This window comes from Bradyrhizobium sp. NBAIM01 (assembly GCF_020194115.1).
Taxonomy (GTDB): Bacteria; Pseudomonadota; Alphaproteobacteria; order Rhizobiales; family Xanthobacteraceae; genus Bradyrhizobium; species Bradyrhizobium yuanmingense.
Map to the genome: position 1 here is coordinate 98953 of NZ_JADYVU010000003.1, position 16284 is coordinate 115236.

The 16284-nt window shown below is 65.0% G+C and carries 16 protein-coding genes and 1 pseudogene; 9 read left to right on the plus strand and 8 right to left on the minus strand.

Annotated features, from left to right (window positions below):
• The first annotated feature begins 119 nt into the window (after positions 1 to 119).
• The 3 genes from I6F31_RS11260 (at position 120) to I6F31_RS11270 (ending at position 3704) form a co-directional block, all read left to right on the plus strand.
• Positions 120 to 1580, plus strand: a complete 1461-nt coding sequence (locus I6F31_RS11260; RefSeq protein ID WP_225148109.1) for a GH1 family beta-glucosidase — start codon at positions 120 to 122, stop codon at positions 1578 to 1580.
• 243 nt (positions 1581 to 1823) lie between these two features.
• On the plus strand, positions 1824 to 3056 hold the full coding sequence (locus I6F31_RS11265; RefSeq protein WP_225172282.1) for an acetyl-CoA C-acetyltransferase: 1233 nt from the start codon (positions 1824 to 1826) through the stop codon (positions 3054 to 3056).
• Between the two features lie 345 nt (positions 3057 to 3401).
• Positions 3402 to 3704, plus strand: coding sequence for an HU family DNA-binding protein (locus tag I6F31_RS11270; protein WP_018320691.1), 303 nt, complete (start codon positions 3402 to 3404; stop codon positions 3702 to 3704).
• Between the two features lie 70 nt (positions 3705 to 3774).
• Here the strand turns inward: I6F31_RS11270 and I6F31_RS11275 are convergent, their stop codons facing one another.
• The 7 genes from I6F31_RS11275 to I6F31_RS11305 all read right to left on the minus strand — a co-directional run bounded on the left by I6F31_RS11275 (position 3775) and on the right by I6F31_RS11305 (position 9840).
• Positions 3775 to 3930 (minus strand): hypothetical protein, encoded by a 156-nt coding sequence (locus I6F31_RS11275; protein ID WP_225127644.1) that lies wholly within the window; start codon positions 3928 to 3930, stop codon positions 3775 to 3777.
• Positions 3931 to 3935: 5 nt separating this feature from the next.
• The gene (lon, locus tag I6F31_RS11280) at positions 3936 to 6314 is read right to left on the minus strand and encodes an endopeptidase La (protein WP_225127643.1); all 2379 of its coding nucleotides are present in this window, start codon (positions 6312 to 6314) and stop codon (positions 3936 to 3938) included.
• Positions 6315 to 6322: 8 nt separating this feature from the next.
• Positions 6323 to 6706, minus strand: a complete 384-nt coding sequence (locus I6F31_RS11285; protein WP_024342525.1) for an Hsp20/alpha crystallin family protein — start codon at positions 6704 to 6706, stop codon at positions 6323 to 6325.
• 161 nt (positions 6707 to 6867) lie between these two features.
• On the minus strand, positions 6868 to 7434 hold the full coding sequence (locus I6F31_RS11290; RefSeq protein WP_036007836.1) for a ferritin-like domain-containing protein: 567 nt from the start codon (positions 7432 to 7434) through the stop codon (positions 6868 to 6870).
• A 103-nt stretch (positions 7435 to 7537) separates the two neighbouring features.
• Positions 7538 to 7744: a hypothetical protein gene (locus I6F31_RS11295; protein WP_036007833.1), complete on the minus strand. Its 207-nt coding sequence runs from the start codon at positions 7742 to 7744 to the stop codon at positions 7538 to 7540.
• An 86-nt stretch (positions 7745 to 7830) separates the two neighbouring features.
• Positions 7831 to 9018, minus strand: a complete 1188-nt coding sequence (locus I6F31_RS11300; RefSeq protein WP_225142659.1) for a carboxylate-amine ligase — start codon at positions 9016 to 9018, stop codon at positions 7831 to 7833.
• A gap of 3 nt (positions 9019 to 9021) precedes the next feature.
• Entirely contained in the window at positions 9022 to 9840 is an 819-nt protein-coding gene (locus tag I6F31_RS11305) for a gamma-glutamyl-gamma-aminobutyrate hydrolase family protein (protein ID WP_244608944.1), read from the minus strand.
• 252 nt (positions 9841 to 10092) lie between these two features.
• Between I6F31_RS11305 and I6F31_RS36685 the strand changes: the two are divergent.
• From I6F31_RS36685 to I6F31_RS11315, 3 genes and pseudogenes are all read left to right on the plus strand, one after another.
• A pseudogene (locus I6F31_RS36685) lies at positions 10093 to 10179 on the plus strand (MarC family protein); the annotation flags it as partial.
• A gap of 129 nt (positions 10180 to 10308) precedes the next feature.
• Positions 10309 to 10962, plus strand: a complete 654-nt coding sequence (locus I6F31_RS11310) for an L-fuculose-phosphate aldolase (RefSeq protein ID WP_225142663.1) — start codon at positions 10309 to 10311, stop codon at positions 10960 to 10962.
• 13 nt (positions 10963 to 10975) lie between these two features.
• Positions 10976 to 12763 carry a chloride channel protein gene (locus I6F31_RS11315; RefSeq protein ID WP_225142665.1) on the plus strand — a complete coding sequence of 596 codons (1788 nt, stop codon included), beginning with the start codon at positions 10976 to 10978 and terminating at the stop codon, positions 12761 to 12763.
• Positions 12764 to 12769: 6 nt separating this feature from the next.
• Here I6F31_RS11315 and I6F31_RS11320 read toward each other — a convergent pair whose 3' ends face one another.
• The gene (locus I6F31_RS11320; protein ID WP_225142667.1) at positions 12770 to 13021 is read right to left on the minus strand and encodes a DUF2798 domain-containing protein; all 252 of its coding nucleotides are present in this window, start codon (positions 13019 to 13021) and stop codon (positions 12770 to 12772) included.
• Positions 13022 to 13310: 289 nt separating this feature from the next.
• On the opposite strand from I6F31_RS11320, the gene I6F31_RS11325 reads away from it, so the two are divergent.
• The 3 genes from I6F31_RS11325 (at position 13311) to puuE (ending at position 16282) form a co-directional block, all read left to right on the plus strand.
• Positions 13311 to 13709 carry a hypothetical protein gene (locus I6F31_RS11325; protein WP_225142709.1) on the plus strand — a complete coding sequence of 133 codons (399 nt, stop codon included), beginning with the start codon at positions 13311 to 13313 and terminating at the stop codon, positions 13707 to 13709.
• A 1223-nt stretch (positions 13710 to 14932) separates the two neighbouring features.
• The gene (locus tag I6F31_RS11330) at positions 14933 to 15346 is read left to right on the plus strand and encodes a DUF3830 family protein (RefSeq protein ID WP_036045261.1); all 414 of its coding nucleotides are present in this window, start codon (positions 14933 to 14935) and stop codon (positions 15344 to 15346) included.
• Positions 15347 to 16282 (plus strand): allantoinase PuuE, encoded by a 936-nt coding sequence (gene puuE, locus I6F31_RS11335; protein ID WP_225185404.1) that lies wholly within the window; start codon positions 15347 to 15349, stop codon positions 16280 to 16282.
• Positions 16283 to 16284: the final 2 nt, after the last annotated feature.

Sequence of the window (16284 nt, forward strand, 5' to 3'; positions counted from 1 at the left end):
AACGGCATTGTGCTGCCGCGCCTGCGGTGGCGGATCTGGGACCTCCTGCACCCGCTTCTCAAATCGCCCGGAACTGTTCATTGTGCCGGCCCGAAACGAAAAGAAGTGGAGCAGCATCAATGACGGAGGGGGTCTCGCGCCGCCGGTTTGCCAAGCTGGCGGGATTGTCCGCAGCCGGGATTGCGAGTCCGCTTGTCGCCGAAGCCAAGCCGGCGCGGCCGCCGCGCAATGCAGCCGGTTTTCCGGCGGGCTTTCTCTGGGGCACGGCGACCTCGTCCTATCAGGTCGAGGGTGCGGTCGAGGAGGACGGGCGAGGGGCCTCGATCTGGGACAAGTTCGTCCGCATCCCCGGCAAGATCGAGGACGGCACCAACGGCGACCGCGCCAACGAGCACTATCACCGCTACAAGGAGGACATCGCCCTCATCAAGGAGCTCGGCTGCAAGGCCTATCGCTTCTCGGTGGCCTGGCCGCGGCTGTTCCCGGACGGCGACGGCAAGCCCAATCCGAAGGGGCTCGACTTCTACAACCGTCTCGTCGACGAGCTGCTGAAGAACGGCATCGAGCCGTGGCTGACCCTCTATCATTGGGACCTGCCCCAATCGCTCCAGGACCGGTTCGGCGGTTGGCGTTCGACCGAGACCTGCAAGATCTTCGGCGACTACGCGGCCTATATCGCCGCGCACCTCACCGACCGCGTCAGGAACGTGTTCACGTTGAACGAGAGCGGGCGCTTCGTCTATTTCGGTTACGGCGTCGGCATCGACGCGCCGGGCTTGAAGCTGCCGCAAGCCGATGTCAATCAGATCAGGCACAACAGTGCGCTGGCGCACGGGCTCGCGGTGCAGGCGGTGCGAGCCCATGGCCGCCGCGGCACCAGGGTGGGGCCGGCGGAGAACATCGATGCCTGCGCGCCTGCCTTCGACACGCCGGAAAACGTGCGGGCCGCGGAGACCGCGCTGCGCGAGATGAATGCCGGCTACCTCAACGTCATCATGACGGGCCGCTATACCGACGCCTTCCTGAAATACGCCGGGTCCAACGCGCCGAAATACACCGATGCGGAGCTCAAGATCATCTCTTCGCCGGTCGATTTTCTCGGTCTCAACATCTATGCGCCGCAGAACTACGTGGTGGCCTCCGACCAGGGCGCGGGCTTCAAGCCGCTGCCGATCCCGAAATCGTTCCCGCACATGAATTCGGACTGGCTGCGCGTCGGGCCCGAGACGATCTACTGGGTGCCGAAGCTGGCGGCGAAGATCTGGAAGACGGATGCGATCTATATCAGCGAGAACGGCACCTCCGGCGACGATGTGGTGTCGCCCGACGGCAAGATCTACGACACCGATCGCATCATGTATCTGCGCAACTATCTCGCCCAGCTCCAGCGCGCCACCGACGAAGGCGTGCCGGTGCGCGGCTATTTCCTCTGGAGCCTGATGGACAATTTCGAGTGGGTGTACGGCCTTAACAAGCGTTTCGGGCTGTACCACGTCAATTTCGACACCCAGGTCCGCACGGCAAAACTCAGCGCCAGCTTCTACCGCAACGTGATCGCGAAGAACGCGGCGGGGGCGTAGCTCTTCTCCCTCTCCCCGTTCTTACGGGGAGAGGGCAGGGGTGAGGGGCTCTCTCCGCGAGTCCATCTGTCACCCTGTCACCGTTCTTGCTGAGGCTCCCCCTCACCCGGATTTTCCGCTGCGCGTAAAATCCGGCCCCTCCCCGCACGCGGGGAGAGGCGAAGGGCGAGCGCCGCACATTGACTCTCTTCTCCCCCTTATTCAAAACCGTTCTCAACACCCATAAACAAGAGGACGACGCCAATGCCTGACGCGCTGATCATTGATGCCTGCCGCACGCCGCGGGGCATCGGCAAGGCCGGCAAGGGAGCCCTGTCGGGCATTCATCCGCAGCAGCTCGGGGCGACCGTGCTGCGCGCACTCGCCGACCGCACCGGCATCGATACCGCCGATGTCGATGACATCGTCTGGGGCTGCAGCGCGCAGGTGGCAACGCAAAGCGGCGATCTCGGCCGCATGTCGGCGCTCGATGCCGGCTACGACGTGCGCGCCAGCGCGGTGACGCTCGACCGCTTTTGCGGCAGCGGCATCACCAGCGTCAACATGGCGGCAAGCTCGATCATGGCGGGTGCGGAAGACCTCGTCATCGCCGGCGGCTGCGAGATGATGTCGATGGAGGGACGCCGCGGCGGCGGTCCGATGATGATGGACGGCGGCAATCTGCGTCTGCGGGCACGGCATCCGCAGTCGCATCAGGGCGTCTGCGCCGATGCGATCGCGACGCTGGAAGGCATCACCCGAAGCGACGTCGACGCGCTCGGGCTGGAGAGCCAGAAGCGCGCCGCGCATGCGATCGCGAACGGCCACTTCAAGAACAGCCTCGTGCCGGTCCACCGCGAGGACGGCAGTCTGGCGCTGGATCATGAAGAATACCCACGGCCGCAGACCACGATGGAAGGCCTCAGCAGCCTGAAGCCGGCATTCCCCGCCGTCGCGGACTACGCGCTCGACGACAAGGGCACGACCTATCGCGGCCTGATCCTGCAAAAGTACCCTGATCTCGAAATCGACTTCGTGCATCACGCCGGCAACTCCTCCGGCGTCGTCGACGGCGCTGCTGCGATCCTTTTGGCCTCGCCCGCTTATGCCAAGGCGCATGGCCTTAAAGCCCGGGCCCGCGTGGTCGCGATGGCCAACATGGGGGACTCGCCGACCCTCATGCTGAACGCACCGGTGCCGGCAACGCGCAAGGCGCTGGCCAAGGCGGGGCTCACCATCGACGATATCGACCTGTTCGAGATCAACGAGGCCTTCGCCGTGGTGGCGGAAAAATATATCCGCGACCTCAAGCTCGATCGGGCCAAGGTCAACGTCAACGGCGGCTCGATCGCGCTCGGCCACCCCATCGGCGCCACCGGCTCGATCTTGATCGGCACCGTGCTCGACGAGCTCGAACGGCGCGACCTCAAGCGCGGTCTTGTCACCATGTGCGCCGCCGGCGGCATGGCGCCGGCCATCATCATCGAGCGCGTCTAGCCAATCGCCCACTGACTTTCTCCCCATTTTTACGGGGAAGAAGACCGGCGACCAGCGATCCGACCCTTATTTTTCAGGGTGAAACACGACCGGCCTCTCATAAAGAGGCCGGTCGTCGCTTGTCGAAAGCGGCGAATCAGTTCTAGCAAGGTTGCGTGCGGGCCTTTGAAACAAGGCAAAAACCGCTGCCCGAGGCTTCCTCCGCTCTGGAAGTAGCTAAAAAGCAGGGTTTTTTGTCACAGCAGGCCAGAAAAGCCCGTAATTTCGCGACAAAACTGTGCAGAAGGCTATAGGCCTTCAACGGTTGGTCTAATATGCAACCGGCAACGAATCAGAGGAGACACGATGCCGACCCAGATGTCCAAATCGCAATTGATCGAAAAGATTGCGACCGCCACCGAGCTTTCCAAGCGTGACGTCAAGAACGTCATGGAGACGCTGACCGACGTCGGCCACAAGGAGCTCAAGAAGAACGGCCTGTTCCTGGTGCCGGGCTTCGCCAAGTTCGTGGTCATCAAGAAGCCCGCGACCAAGGCGCGCAAGGGCACCAACCCGTTCACGGGTGAAGAGATGATGTTCAAGGCCAAGCCGGCCCGGAAGATCGTCCGCGCCCGCCCGGTCAAGGCCGCCAAGGACGCCGTGGGCTAACAACGCAAAGGCCCCCTCGAAGGAGGGGGCCTTTTGTCTGGGGCTGCCGCGAGGGTTCGAGACGGAGGGCTCAACCCTTGCGGCGCTTCACTCGGACCGTAGCAGGCTGAAGCCGCGGCTCGGGTCCTGCGAGCCCATCGCGAATCCGGTCGATCGCGCGATCGAGCAATTGGCGCAGCCGCTGCGTCTTCCGCGACCGCTTCGCTATTTCCAGCAGTTTCTTCATCGCCTTTACTCCGCCGCTTCCTTGGCTTCAGCCGGCTCGAGCGCCGCGGCGATGGCTTCGTCGACGCGCTCCAGCCAGATGAACTCGAGGGTGTCCCGCGCGCTCTTCGGGATGTCGTCATAGTCCCGCTTGTTGCGCGCCGGCAGCATCACCCGCTTCAGGCCGGCAGCAGCCGCAGCCACCACCTTCTCCTTGATGCCGCCGACCGGCAGCACCAGGCCGCGCAGCGAGATCTCGCCGGTCATCGCGGTGTCACTCCTCACCGTGCGGTTGGTGAGCAGGGAGGTCAGCGCCGTGAACATCGCAACGCCCGCGCTCGGCCCGTCCTTCGGGGTTGCGCCCGCGGGGACGTGAACGTGGATGTCGCTCTTCTCGAACGCTTGCGGATCGATGCCGAGCTGAGAGGCCCGGCTCTTCACCAGCGTCAGCGCAGCCTGCACGCTCTCGCGCATGACGTCGCCGAGCTGGCCGGTCAGGATCAGCCCGCCCTTGCCGGGCACGCGCGTGGCTTCGATGAACAGGATGTCACCGCCGACCGGCGTCCAGGCAAGGCCGGTGGCAACGCCCGGAACGCTGGTGCGCAGTGCGATCTCGCCCTCGAAGCGCGGCTGGCCGAGCACGGTGGCGATGTCCTTTGCCGTCACCGTGACCTTCGCGGCCGTGCCTTCGGCGACCTGCACCGCGGCATGCCGGAGCACCTTGCCGATCTCGCGCTCGAGGTTACGCACGCCAGCCTCGCGGGTGTAGCCCTTGACGATCAGCTTCAAGGCTTCCGGCTCGATCTCGGCCTGCTCGGCCGAGAGGCCGTTGGCCTCCAACTGCCGCCGCACCAAATAGCGCCGCGCGATCTCCAGCTTCTCGTCCTCGGTGTAGCCGGCGAGGCTGATCAGCTCCATGCGGTCCAGCAGCGGACCCGGGATCTGGTCGAGCATGTTGGCGGTCGCGATGAACACGACGCGCGACAGATCGAAGGGCACGCCGAGGTAATTGTCCCGGAACGTTCCGTTCTGCTCGGGGTCGAGCACCTCCAGCATCGCGGCGGAAGGATCGCCCTGCACGCCACGGCCCATCTTGTCGATCTCGTCCAGCATCATGACGCAGTTCCTCGCGCCCGCCTTCTTGATGCCCTGGATGATGTTGCCGGGCAACGCGCCGATATAGGTGCGGCGGTGACCGCGAATCTCGGCCTCGTCATGCACGCCGCCCAAGCTGACGCGCACGAAGGGGCGATCCATCGCGCGCGCGATGGATTGGCCGAGCGAGGTCTTGCCGACGCCGGGCGGGCCGACGAAGCACAGGATCGGCGCCTTGCCCTGCGGGGCGAGCTTGCGCACCGCCAGATATTCGATGATCCGGCTCTTGATCTTCTCCAGGCCGAAATGGTCGGCATCCAGGATGGCTCGCGCCTCCTTGATGTCGATCGGCTTCTCCGCGGGCAGCGCCCAGGGCAGCTCGATCAGCCAGTCCAGATAGGTGCGGACCATGCCGGCCTCGCCGGCGGCCTCCGGCATGCGCTCGTAGCGGCGCAGCTCCTTCTTGGCATGCGCTTCCGCCTCCGGCGGCATGTTGGCCTTGGCGATCGCAGCCGTCAGCTCGGTGACCTCGGCCTGCTTGCCGTCGCCCTCGCCCAGCTGGCGCTGGATCGTCGCCATCTGCTCGCGCAGGATCGCCTCGCGCTGCCGCTCGTCGAAGGAGGCCTTGGTCTGCTGGCCGATTTCGTTGCTGATGCGCAGCACCTCCAGCCGCTCGGCCAGGTGCTTCGACACCTTCTCCACGCGAAGAGCGAGGTCGATGGTCTCCAGCACCTCCTGCTTGTCCTGCGGCTTGATGTCCATGAACGAGGTTGCCAGATCCGCCAGCGCGCCGGGCGCGCTGGTGCCCTGGAACATCGCGGCGAGCTCGGGCGGCGCCTGCGGCAGCAGCTCGATCGCCTCGATGGCCTGGCGCTGCAGGTTCAGCGCGCGGGCCTCGATCTCGGGCGAGGTCGTGGTCGGCTCGGGGATCTGCTGGAAGCGCGCGGCCGGGAACGGCGTCCCCGGCAGGAAGTCGAGGATGCGCGCGCGCTGCACGCCCTGGCAGACGATGTGATGGGTGCCGTCGGGCGCGGTGATGTAGCGCACGATGTTGGCGATGGTTGCGACCCTGTAGAGGTCGTCCGGCCCGGGGTCATTGGTCTCGGGGCTGCGCTGCAGGACGATGCCAATCGGCCGCTGCTCGCGCAGCGCCTGCTGCGCGGCGGCAATGGACTTCGCCCGGCCGATCGTGATCGGCGCGATCGCGCCGGGAAACAGCACCATCTCGCGCACGGGGACGATGATCAGCGCGTCGTCGGGGATCTTCACGTCGTTATTGCTTTGTTCGTTGTTCATCTGTTCGGTGGCCATGATCGACCTCAGGATTTCGCGAGGCGCAGTGCGACGCAGCCGTCCATCACGAAGCGGCTGATGGCGTAACGGCCGAGGGGCAATGCAATGCGGCGCTCAAAACGCCCTTGCGGCAGCTCGAGCCGATGGATGCGGGCGTTGCGAAGCTCCGGCGGGAGGGTGCGCTGACCCGAGATGACGAGCACGCCGTCATGGATGACGGTCTCGACATTGTCCGGATTGACGCCGGGAAGCGCGACCAGGATCAGGAGCTCGCGCTCGGTCTCGAGCACGTCGATCGGCGGCTCCCAGCAGGCTTCCTGGCGGCCGAACTGCTGGCGCAGCCGATCGGCGCGGGTCAGCGAGTCCAGGGCTTCGGACAGCATCCAGTCGAGGGGATTTTTGGGTTGCATGATGCAGGCTCTGGGGTGGGAAAGCCTGCATATGGGGCCGGTTCCAAGGAAATCCAGTGCGGAAATCCAGTGCAGTGGCGCTGACGTGTTATGCGCCGCCGTGCGATCAAGGCAAGCGAACGCCGCGGCGTGGCCGCGACGTTCCGTTCATTGGCAGGGGGTCAGGCTGCGGCGCGGTACTCTTGTTCCGCTTCGAGGTTGATCACGGAGGTGGCGAGCTCGGTCAGCGTGCGATCGGTTGCCTCTTCCTCGTCCAGCGTCTCCTGGAGCAGCCTTGCGGCGTCCTGCATGCCGAGCTCCTCGGCCCAGGTGCGCAGCGTGCCGTAGCGGGAGATCTCGTAATGCTCGACCGACTGCGCTGACGCGAGCAGTCCGGCATCGAGCGCCGGCGCGCCCTTGAACTCCTTCATGATCTCGGCGCCCTCGTCGGCAATGCCGTTGATGGCCTCGCAGGGCTTGCCGCGCGCCGGCTTGCCCAGCATCTTGAAGATCTGGTCGAGCCGTTTGACCTGCCCTTGGGTCTCGCGCAAATGCTTGTTGAAGGCGGCCGTAAGCTCCTTGGAATTCGCGGCCTTGGCCATCTTGGGCAGGGTCTTGATGATCTTGTTCTCGGCGAAATAGATGTCCTTCAGCGTCTCCAGAAACAGGTCGCTGAGCATCTTCGGCGCCTGACGCGGCCGGCGCGCCGCGGTCTTCTTTGTCGTGCGTTTCTTCGCTCGTTTAGCCATACGTCCTCCTCATGAGGTAACACGGGAAGGCCTCGCCCTCCTCAATCCTCGGGCGATCAAAGCCGCTCCATGAACGAAAGTTCCAAACTGCCACCCGCGAGAGCTAGGTCGGGCGCTTGTAGGGATCTTCCTGGCGCTGCCGTGCCTCGGTGTTGCGATCGAGCTGCGCCCGCTCGCTGCGGCGCAAGTTGCCCGCCTTCATCACGCCGTAAACGAGCGCCCCGCCGAGCACGAACGCTCCGATGAACCAGAGCCAGAGCATCTGGGCCGAGGCGTGGCCCAGGAGCATGCTAATGCCGCTGTCGCTCATGATTGGTCTCCACGATTGTCCATTGCTATCACGCTGAGCTAAGTCGGCGGTCGAAACCTCGTTCCATGCGACCGCAGCCGGAGACGTCAGACCGGGTCGGTCAGCGGTTGCCGCACCGCTTGCGCTTTCGGCTCGCCGCCCCGGGCGGTGAAGTCTCCGGCTTCGGTGGAAGTCCGCAGCCATTTCGTCACGTCGCTGATTGCTTCCCGCGGCGAGTGGCCGAACTTGCGCAAGCCGCGAAAATATTCGAGCTGAAGGTGGGCCGACGTGCCGCGCTTGGGGATCGACTTCAGATGCTGGATGTCGTCTTCGATGCCGAGATGGTCGACGTGGGGTGCCACCATGGCGATCACCGAATCGAGCCAGCTTCTGAACGAGACCGGCTCGAACGAGACCAGGTCGATATAGGTGCCGTCGGTTCCGTAGCGCTGGGCGCGCCAGCGATTCTCCTCCACCAGCGCGCGGTGCACGGCCGAATAGGTGGCGTTCAGCTCGGGATGGTGGACGGCGTGGCGGACCAGCGCGCGGAACAGCGCCGCGATCGCCACCGAATCCGCGATCGCCGTGCAGCAATCGGTGATGCGCAGCTCGAGCGTCGGATGCTGCAGCGAGGGCCGCAACGCCCACCAGACATAGGTGGCGTTGGGGACGATGCCGGCATCGACCAAGGTCTTCACGTAGGTCTCGTATTCGGAAAGGTTCCGAAACATCTCGGGAAAGCCGGTCCGGGGCAGGGCATCGTTGGCGGCATTGCGGTAGCCCAGCAATCCTGTCGGGTAGCCGCACCAGAACGGTGAGGAGGTCGAGAGCGCCAGCAGCAGCGGCAGGAACGGCACCAGGCGGTGCATGATCTCGACGCGCAAATCGGGCTCGGGGACCTCGACATGGACGTGCAGTCCGCTGATCGGGTTGCCGAGGCCGACCATCCCGAGATCGCTGATGACCTTGCTGTAGCGACGCTTGCGCGTCATGCGCTGCTGCTGCGGCTGCGCCAGCGGGTGTGTGCCGGCCGCGATGATGCCGACGCCGTGGTCCTTGCCGACCTCGGTGAGCACCGCGCGATAATGCGTGAGCTCGGCCAACGCATCGGCCGAAGACGTCAGCGGCGGGGTCGCCACCTCGATCTGCGATTGCAGGATCTCGGTGGTCAGCCGCTCGCCGAGGCGCTTCTGCGCCGCGGCCATGTAGGGCTTGGGCAGCTCGGATCGCGGCGCCGCGGACTGGCGGTTGACCAGAAAATATTCCTCCTCGATGCCGAAGCGGTAGCGGTGCATCGCCTACGCCGCCCCTTGTGCCTTGGCGTGGCGGCGAACCGCGTCTCCAAAAGCCGCCAGAATGCGCGCCGAGGCGTGGTCGGAGCTCGCCCAATAATCGGGATGGAAAAGCGTGCCGAGCGCAAAATCGCTGGCGCCCTCGACGCTGACGGCCTCGATCGAGCCGTCGTCAGCGACGGCCTCCGCGACGAGACCCGGTGCGAGATCGGCGATCAGGAAGCTGTGCAGCGAATTCACTAGAATCGAATCCGCGCCGCAGATCTGCTGCAGGACGCCGCCCTTGCGCAAGGCCACCTTCTGCCGCAGCCGATAGCGGGCATCCTCGTTGTCCGCGTCGGGCGTGCCATGGCGTTGCTCCTCGGGCAAATCGTCTGGCTCTTTCGCCAGCGTGCCGCCGAAAGCGACGTTCAGCTCCTGGAAGCCGCGACAGATGAACAGAGCGGGGATGCCCCGCGCCAGCGCCCGCGGGATCAGGCGCAGCGCGACCTCGTCGCGGAATTCGTCGAACGGGCCGTCACGCTTCTCGTCGACCGTTTGTCCATAGCGGGACGGATGGACGTTGGTCTGTCCGCCGCCGACGAAGAGGCCGTCGAGCCTGTCCAGATAGGCATCGATGTCAGCCTCCGGCGCCGCGGGCAGAATCCGCGGCACGGCGCCGGCGACGAGGCCGATCGCATTGACGCAGACCATCGAAACGGCGGCGAGCTGTTCGCCGCGCGCGACCATGGAATCGGAGAGAATGCCGATCTGCGGTGCGCCGCTGCGCCCCTGCCACTGCCCGCGCGAGGCGCTACGCCGCCACTGCTGAAGGCCGTACGCCACGGCATCCGCTGCGCTGCCGAATTGATGAATCGCCGCCTTGAGCTCTCTGACGTTTGTCCCTAATCGAAGTGCCCAACGGCTGCAGGCAACGGGATCGTGCGGATCAATTCTGGAACGGGGCTCGTGCAATTGCTTCGGCTGCTTCTGTTCGTGTATCGATGCACAGTGAAACGGCAATCGTCGGGAATGGTTGCTTTGCGATTGCACCGTTCGATCTCATTGCCTCCGCACCAGCCTTAACTTTTGTTATGGCTCTCGCGCGTCCTCGGCATGCTGCTCGCCGCCTATTCCGTGCAGTTCGCCATCAACGGGTCGGCCCGGATCGGCCTGCCCCAGTAGCTGCGACAATCTGTTAACCTGTCGCTATCCCGTTCGGCCGGAGTGTCACGGGATCCGGGACGCTTTCGCTTGCACTGTCATGTTGCTTTGACGTAACTCGGTCCAATAAGCCCTCGACAGGAAATCGACATGTCGATGACAGCGAACGAGCTCGGCAAGAGACAGGCCATTATCGACGCCTGCCGGCGCATGAACGCGCTCGGCATCAACCAGGGCACATCGGGCAATATCAGCGTCCGGCATGTGGACGGCCTCCTGGTCACGCCGACCAGCGTGCCCTATGAGGCCATGCGTCCGGACCAGATCGTCTTCATGGCCATGGACGGCTCGCACGCGCCCGACCAGAAGCCGTCGAGCGAATGGCGCTTTCATCGCGACATCCTGAAGTCGCGGCCCGACGTCAACGCCGTCGTGCACGCCCATCCGACCTATTGCACCATCCTGGCGATCATGGGCATGGAGATCCCGCCCGTGCATTACATGATCGCGGCGGCGGGCGGCGACAGCATCCGCTGCGCGCCCTACGCGACGTTCGGAACGGCGGAGCTGTCCGAGCACGCGGTGCGGGCGCTGGAGGGCCGGCTCGCCTGCCTGCTCGATCATCACGGCATGATCGCGATCGGCAAGACCCTGGACAAGGCGATGTGGCTGGCGGTCGAGGTCGAGACGCTGGCGCGGCAATATCACGGCTGTCTGCAGATCGGACAACCGCCGCTGCTCCCGAGCGACGAGATCGAGCGGGTGCGTCAGCGCATGGCCGGCTACGGCCTGTCGGAAGGGTAGGGCGGGCCAGACGGTGTTAGTGCGGATCAAACATCTCGTGGATCGCAAGAAGACGAACCGCACCATGGTTCGGCTGCGCGCCCTGCTGCGCAGCAACGAGTTCTACCTGATCCCGCTGGCGCTCGTGATCGGCACGCTCGCGGGCGCGGTCGTGACGCTGATGGCCCACATCGCGCAGATCGCGCATGTCGTGATCTACGGCATTCCCGTTGATGTCCACCTGTCCGCCCACGCGAGCGTCAGTCCCTGGGCGGCATTGATCGCGCCTGCGCTTGGCGGGCTGTCGCTCGGAATCATGGAATGGTCGCGGCGGCGCATGAAGATATCGAACGCGGTCGACCCCATCGAGGCCAACGCGCTGCGCGGCGGCAATCTGTCGATGCGCGACAGCGTGGTGGTGTCCAGCCAGACCCTGATTTCGAACGGCTGCGGCGCCTCGGTCGGCCTGGAGGCCGGCTACACTCAGATCGGCTCCGGCATCGCCTCGCAGCTCGGCAAGTTCTTCAATCTCCGCCGCAACGATCTGCGCCTGATGGTCGGCTGCGGCGCTGCTGCGGCGATCGCAGCGGCGTTCGGCGCGCCGATCACCGGCGCTTTCTATGCCTGCGAGCTGATCGTCGGCGTCTATGCCGTAGGCAGCGCCGCGCCGATCCTCGCCGCCTCCCTCGCGGGCGCCTTGACCGCGCAATGGCTGGGCGGCGCGCCATACTCGCTGGAGATTCCGAAGGTCGGCGCCGTCGGCGTCGAGCAATATCTGGCGCTGATCGGGCTCGCCCTCATCACCAGCGGCGTCGGCATCGCCGTGATGCGCTCCTCGCCGATGTTCGAGCGGCTGTTCGCGTGGATGCCGGTCTGGCTCCGTCCTGTGATCGGCGGACTCATAGTCGGCGGCTTCGCCATCATCACGCCGCAGGTTCTCGCGGCCGGCCATGGCGCCATGGTGCTAGATCTCTTCCACGACATGACGATCGGCCTGATCGCGCTGATCATCGCCTTGAAGGTGACGGCCTGCCTGATCTCGCTCGCCTCGGGCTTCCGCGGCGGCCTGTTCTTCGCCTCGCTGTTCGTCGGCAGCCTGATCGGAAAGTTCTTTGCCGCGGTGCTGCTGCTCATCAGCCCGAACTTCGCGATCGATCCGCTGGTGGCGATGCTGACGGGCATGGCGACGCTCGGCGTCGCCATCGTCGGCGGCCCGCTCACGATGTCGTTCCTCGTGCTCGAGATGACACGCAACGTCGACGTCACCGCCGTGGTGCTGGCCGGCTGCATCGTGACCTCGATCTGCGTTCGCTTCATGTTCGGCCATTCCTTCTCGACCTGGCGCCTGCATCTGCGCGGCGAGACCATCCGCAGCGCCAACGACGTCGGCTGGCTGCGCAATCTCACGGTCGAGCGCCTGATGCGCTCGGACGTCGGCAAGGTGCCCTCGACCACGACGATTGCCGCCGCGCGCCGCGAGTTCGCGCTCGGCTCGCGGCCGGGAATCGTCATCGTCAACAATGCTGACGAATATATCGGCCTCGTCCTGCTGCCCGATTTGTTCTCCAGCGACCTCGACACCATCGCCGACGACATCCAGGTGATCGAGCTCGCCCGCCTCATCGACATCGTGCTGATCCCGGAAATGAACGTGAAGTCGGCGATGGCGGTGTTCGACGAAGCCGAGGCGGAGATGCTGGCGGTGGTCGATTCCACCGACAGCCGCAAGGTGGTCGGTTTCCTCACCGAGAGCTTCGCCCGCCGCCGCTATGTCGAGGAGATCGACAAGGCGACGAGAGGCGTGCTGGGGGCGCTGTCCTAGGCGAGGTTACCGGGCGGGTGGCGCATCGACGAGCCAGGCCACGATCCGGCGGACCAGCGGCAGCACCACGAGCAGGGTCGGGAAGGCGACGAGCCAGGACAGTCCCCAGGCGCCCGGCCAGGTCGCCAGGAACGCCAGCGTTGCCCCCAGGCTCCGCAGCGTCGAAATGACCGATACCACCGCCGTCATGAGGGTGGACAGCACGAATGGCATCACGATCGGCGCATAGCGCGCCGGCAGTTTGCGAACCACGATCATCTGGTTTCTCTACGAAAGGACGCGTTGATCACGTTGAACCTGGAAAATGGCATCGATCCCGACGGCGTCGGTTGATGCGTTGGTTCACGTAAACGCTTACGGCGACCGAAAACGGCGCGGCCGTTCATTAACCGCTCAGGTTGGCTGGTTCAAGCTGGGTCTGATCGTTCGGGATTTACAATCGTTCAAAGCGTGGCAGATCGCCGCGATCATGAAACCATTTCAGTGGTTTGCGGATTATAGATCGTTTGCTTATGTTTCTTTGGGCGAGAACAGAGGAAATTCGAACATGAGTATTGGACCCGTGATTTCCGGAGCCGGCCGCAACACGATCGTGGTCGCGCTCGCTGGCCTCGCCCTGATTGCGGCTTCCGCATCCCCGTCCGCAGCGGCGTCGGCCGGGAGCCCGGCTGTCAAGGCGGCCGTTGCCGGCCAGGCTGCCTCCGACGTCACCGATTTCAGCGCACACCGGCGTCGTTACTATCGACGCGGGCCGAATGCCGCGGGTCTCGCCTTCATGGGCATGGCCGCAGGTCTGATCGGAGGCGCGATCGCCGAGAGCCGCCGCCGCGAATATTATGAAAACCGCTATTATTATGGCTATGGCCCGCGTTACTACGGCGGCCCTGGTTACTACGGCGGTTCCGGCTACTACTACGATCCGGGCTATCGTTACGCACCGTACTGAGCGCTCCAGGTCTCGACGAGCTCAATCCCGTCTCTCGTAGCCCGGATGGAGCGAAAGCGTAATCCGGGGCTGCGCGCTCGGCATCTTGCGCTGTCCCGGATTACGCTGGCGCTCCATCCAGGCTACGGGACCGAGGTGTGTCGCGGCGCTGTCAACCCGCTCGCGCGAAAATATTCCACTTTACCGAAATTCGGAAATGGCGTATGTATCGCCCGTCCCGGCTCAATCTCGAGGGGCGATCATGAGGTCGTCATTGTCGCGAGCCGGGCTTGCGGTGGACGCGGCAGCGTCGTGTACGAGAGCTGAGGGCAGGGCGGATTGCTCTCCGTGAGCCCGAGGCTTCGTACGGACGAGCGGCGCCGTCAGGTTCGTCGCGCCGGCATTTCGATGGCAACGTGCACAACGCCGTCGAACCCTGCGGCGCCAACGAACCGCGCGTACGGCAAAACCGTGTGGTCCTGGCCGTCGTTGCTACGGCCAAGCTCTGGCGAATGCGGCCCTCGCGTCAACCGGCGCGGTGCCGGCGACTTTCGCGGGAGTGAGGGAGGCCAGAGGGAACTCGGCTCCCGGGAGAGCGCGGCATAAGCCGTCCGACCATCGCGCAGGGAAGGCCGTGTGTTGGGCTTCACCTGTATGCTGCTGTGCGGTTCTTCCTGCGTGTGCTCTAGCGCAGCGGACCGCGGGTGCCGCCGGCACCCGGCCTTCCCTGCGCCCTCTTGGCTATGAGGGCGGCGAGACGAAGCAAAGCTCGGGCGAAGCAGCCGCGAGGCCGAGTACGCACGTCTGCGTCCACACATTCGGTGTCATCGCCCGGCTTGACCGGGCGATCCAGTACTCCGAGACGCCAGTGATTGAATCGAGAGGCCGCGGCGTACTGGATTCCCCGCTCCAGTGCGCGATTGCGTACAAGGCGGGGAATGACAGTGTTACTTGGAGAACGCACCATCGCCTCATCTTCGTCGTTCCGAACGCAGCACCACGCTCAGCTCTCGTGGCCCGGACGCAGCGCATCCGCGCCGGCGCCCCTTTGCCCGGCAATTCTGCCGGTGGACTCACCTCCTGCAATCCGGTTCAATGGCACCGAGCTTTCAGGCGATCGGGCACGCCGGGTGGCGTGCCCCAACTTATACGAGAGCCTCCCGCGCCACTTGCGCGAAACGGTCGGGAGTGCTTTTTGCTGAAAGTTCCCCGTGGGCGCATCGCCCCCGATCCAGAGAGATGAGATGAGCAAACTCGTTATCCGCGCCGGCGACTTCACCTTCGATGCCCGTTTCGAGGAGCAGGCGGCGCCCAAAACCGTCGCCGCCTTCCGCAAGGCGCTGCCGTTCGAAAGCCACATCATCCATGTGCGCTGGAGTGGCGAGGGCGTGTGGATGCCGCTCGGCGACCTCGACTTCGGCGTCGGCTACGAGAACCACACCAGCTATCCCGCCCCCGGCCAGATCATCCTCTATCCCGGCGGCATCAGCGAAACCGAGATCCTGCTGGCCTATGGCGGCGTGCATTTCGCGAGCAAGATGGGTCAGCTCGCCGGCAACCATTTCATCACGCTGACCTCGGGCCTGGAGAACCTCGCAACGCTGGGCAAGAGCGTGCTGTGGAAGGGCGCGCTGCCGATCCGCTTCGAGGAAGTCTGAGTGACCGAGCCCCGCTACCCGCGCGATCTCCGCGGCTACGGCCGCAACCCGCCGCATCCGCAATGGCCTGGTGACGCGCGGGTCGCGGTGCAGTTCGTCGTCAATTTCGAGGAGGGCGGCGAGAACAACATCCTGCACGGCGACCGCGCCTCGGAAGCCTTTCTGTCCGACGTGCTCGGCGCGCAGCCCTGGCCCGGCCAGCGCCACGCCAACATCGAATCCATGTTCGAATATGGCTCGCGCGCCGGCTTCTGGCGGCTGTGGCGGATGTTCAAGGAGCGGAACTGGCCGACCACGGTGTTCGGCGTCGCCACCGCTCTCAAGCGCAATCCCGAGATTGTCGCTGCGATGAAGGAGGCGGGCTGGGATATCGCGAGCCACAGCCTGAAATGGATCGAGCACAAGGACATGACCGAGGCGCAGGAGCGCGCCGAGATCGCCGAGGCCATCCGCGTGCATACCGAGGCGACCGGCGCACGTCCGCTCGGCTGGTACACCGGGCGCTCCTCGATCAACACCAACCGTCTCTTGATCGAGGAGGGCGGCTTCCTCTATCTCTGCGACTCCTATGCCGACGATCTGCCCTATTGGGTCAAGGGCGCCAGCGGCAAGCAGCTCATCATTCCCTATACGCTCGATGCCAACGACATGCGGTTCATCAACCCGCAAGGGTTTGCCGAGGGCGAGCAGTTCTACACCTATCTGAAGGACGCCTTCGACGTCCTCTATGCGGAAGGCGAAACCGCGCCAAAAATGATGTCGGTCGGTCTGCATTGCCGCCTCGCCGGCCGGCCCGGCCGCGCAGCGGGCTTGATCCGCTTCCTCGACTATATCGGCAAGCACGAGCGCGTCTGGGTGCCGACGCGGCTTCAGATCGCGCAGCACTGGCACGAGAAGCACGCCCATCTTGCCGCCGACGCATTCGAGATCGGGTGAGA

Bases quoted from the DNA above. Each gene is read 5' to 3' on its own strand.
- I6F31_RS11330 (WP_036045261.1), top strand. From the start codon at position 14,933: ATGAGCAAACTCGTTATCCGCGCCGGCGACTTCACCTTCGATGCCCGT.
- I6F31_RS11270 (WP_018320691.1), top strand. From the start codon at position 3,402: ATGCCGACCCAGATGTCCAAATCGCAATTGATCGAAAAGATTGCGACC.
- I6F31_RS11300 (WP_225142659.1), bottom strand. From the start codon at position 9,018: ATGCACCGCTACCGCTTCGGCATCGAGGAGGAATATTTTCTGGTCAAC.
- I6F31_RS11260 (WP_225148109.1), top strand. From the start codon at position 120: ATGACGGAGGGGGTCTCGCGCCGCCGGTTTGCCAAGCTGGCGGGATTG.
- I6F31_RS11285 (WP_024342525.1), bottom strand. From the start codon at position 6,706: ATGCAACCCAAAAATCCCCTCGACTGGATGCTGTCCGAAGCCCTGGAC.
- I6F31_RS11310 (WP_225142663.1), top strand. From the start codon at position 10,309: ATGTCGATGACAGCGAACGAGCTCGGCAAGAGACAGGCCATTATCGAC.
- I6F31_RS11295 (WP_036007833.1), bottom strand. From the start codon at position 7,744: ATGAGCGACAGCGGCATTAGCATGCTCCTGGGCCACGCCTCGGCCCAG.
- I6F31_RS11290 (WP_036007836.1), bottom strand. From the start codon at position 7,434: ATGGCTAAACGAGCGAAGAAACGCACGACAAAGAAGACCGCGGCGCGC.
- I6F31_RS11325 (WP_225142709.1), top strand. From the start codon at position 13,311: ATGAGTATTGGACCCGTGATTTCCGGAGCCGGCCGCAACACGATCGTG.
- I6F31_RS11275 (WP_225127644.1), bottom strand. From the start codon at position 3,930: ATGAAGAAACTGCTGGAAATAGCGAAGCGGTCGCGGAAGACGCAGCGG.
- I6F31_RS11320 (WP_225142667.1), bottom strand. From the start codon at position 13,021: ATGATCGTGGTTCGCAAACTGCCGGCGCGCTATGCGCCGATCGTGATG.
- lon (WP_225127643.1), bottom strand. From the start codon at position 6,314: ATGGCCACCGAACAGATGAACAACGAACAAAGCAATAACGACGTGAAG.
- I6F31_RS11265 (WP_225172282.1), top strand. From the start codon at position 1,824: ATGCCTGACGCGCTGATCATTGATGCCTGCCGCACGCCGCGGGGCATC.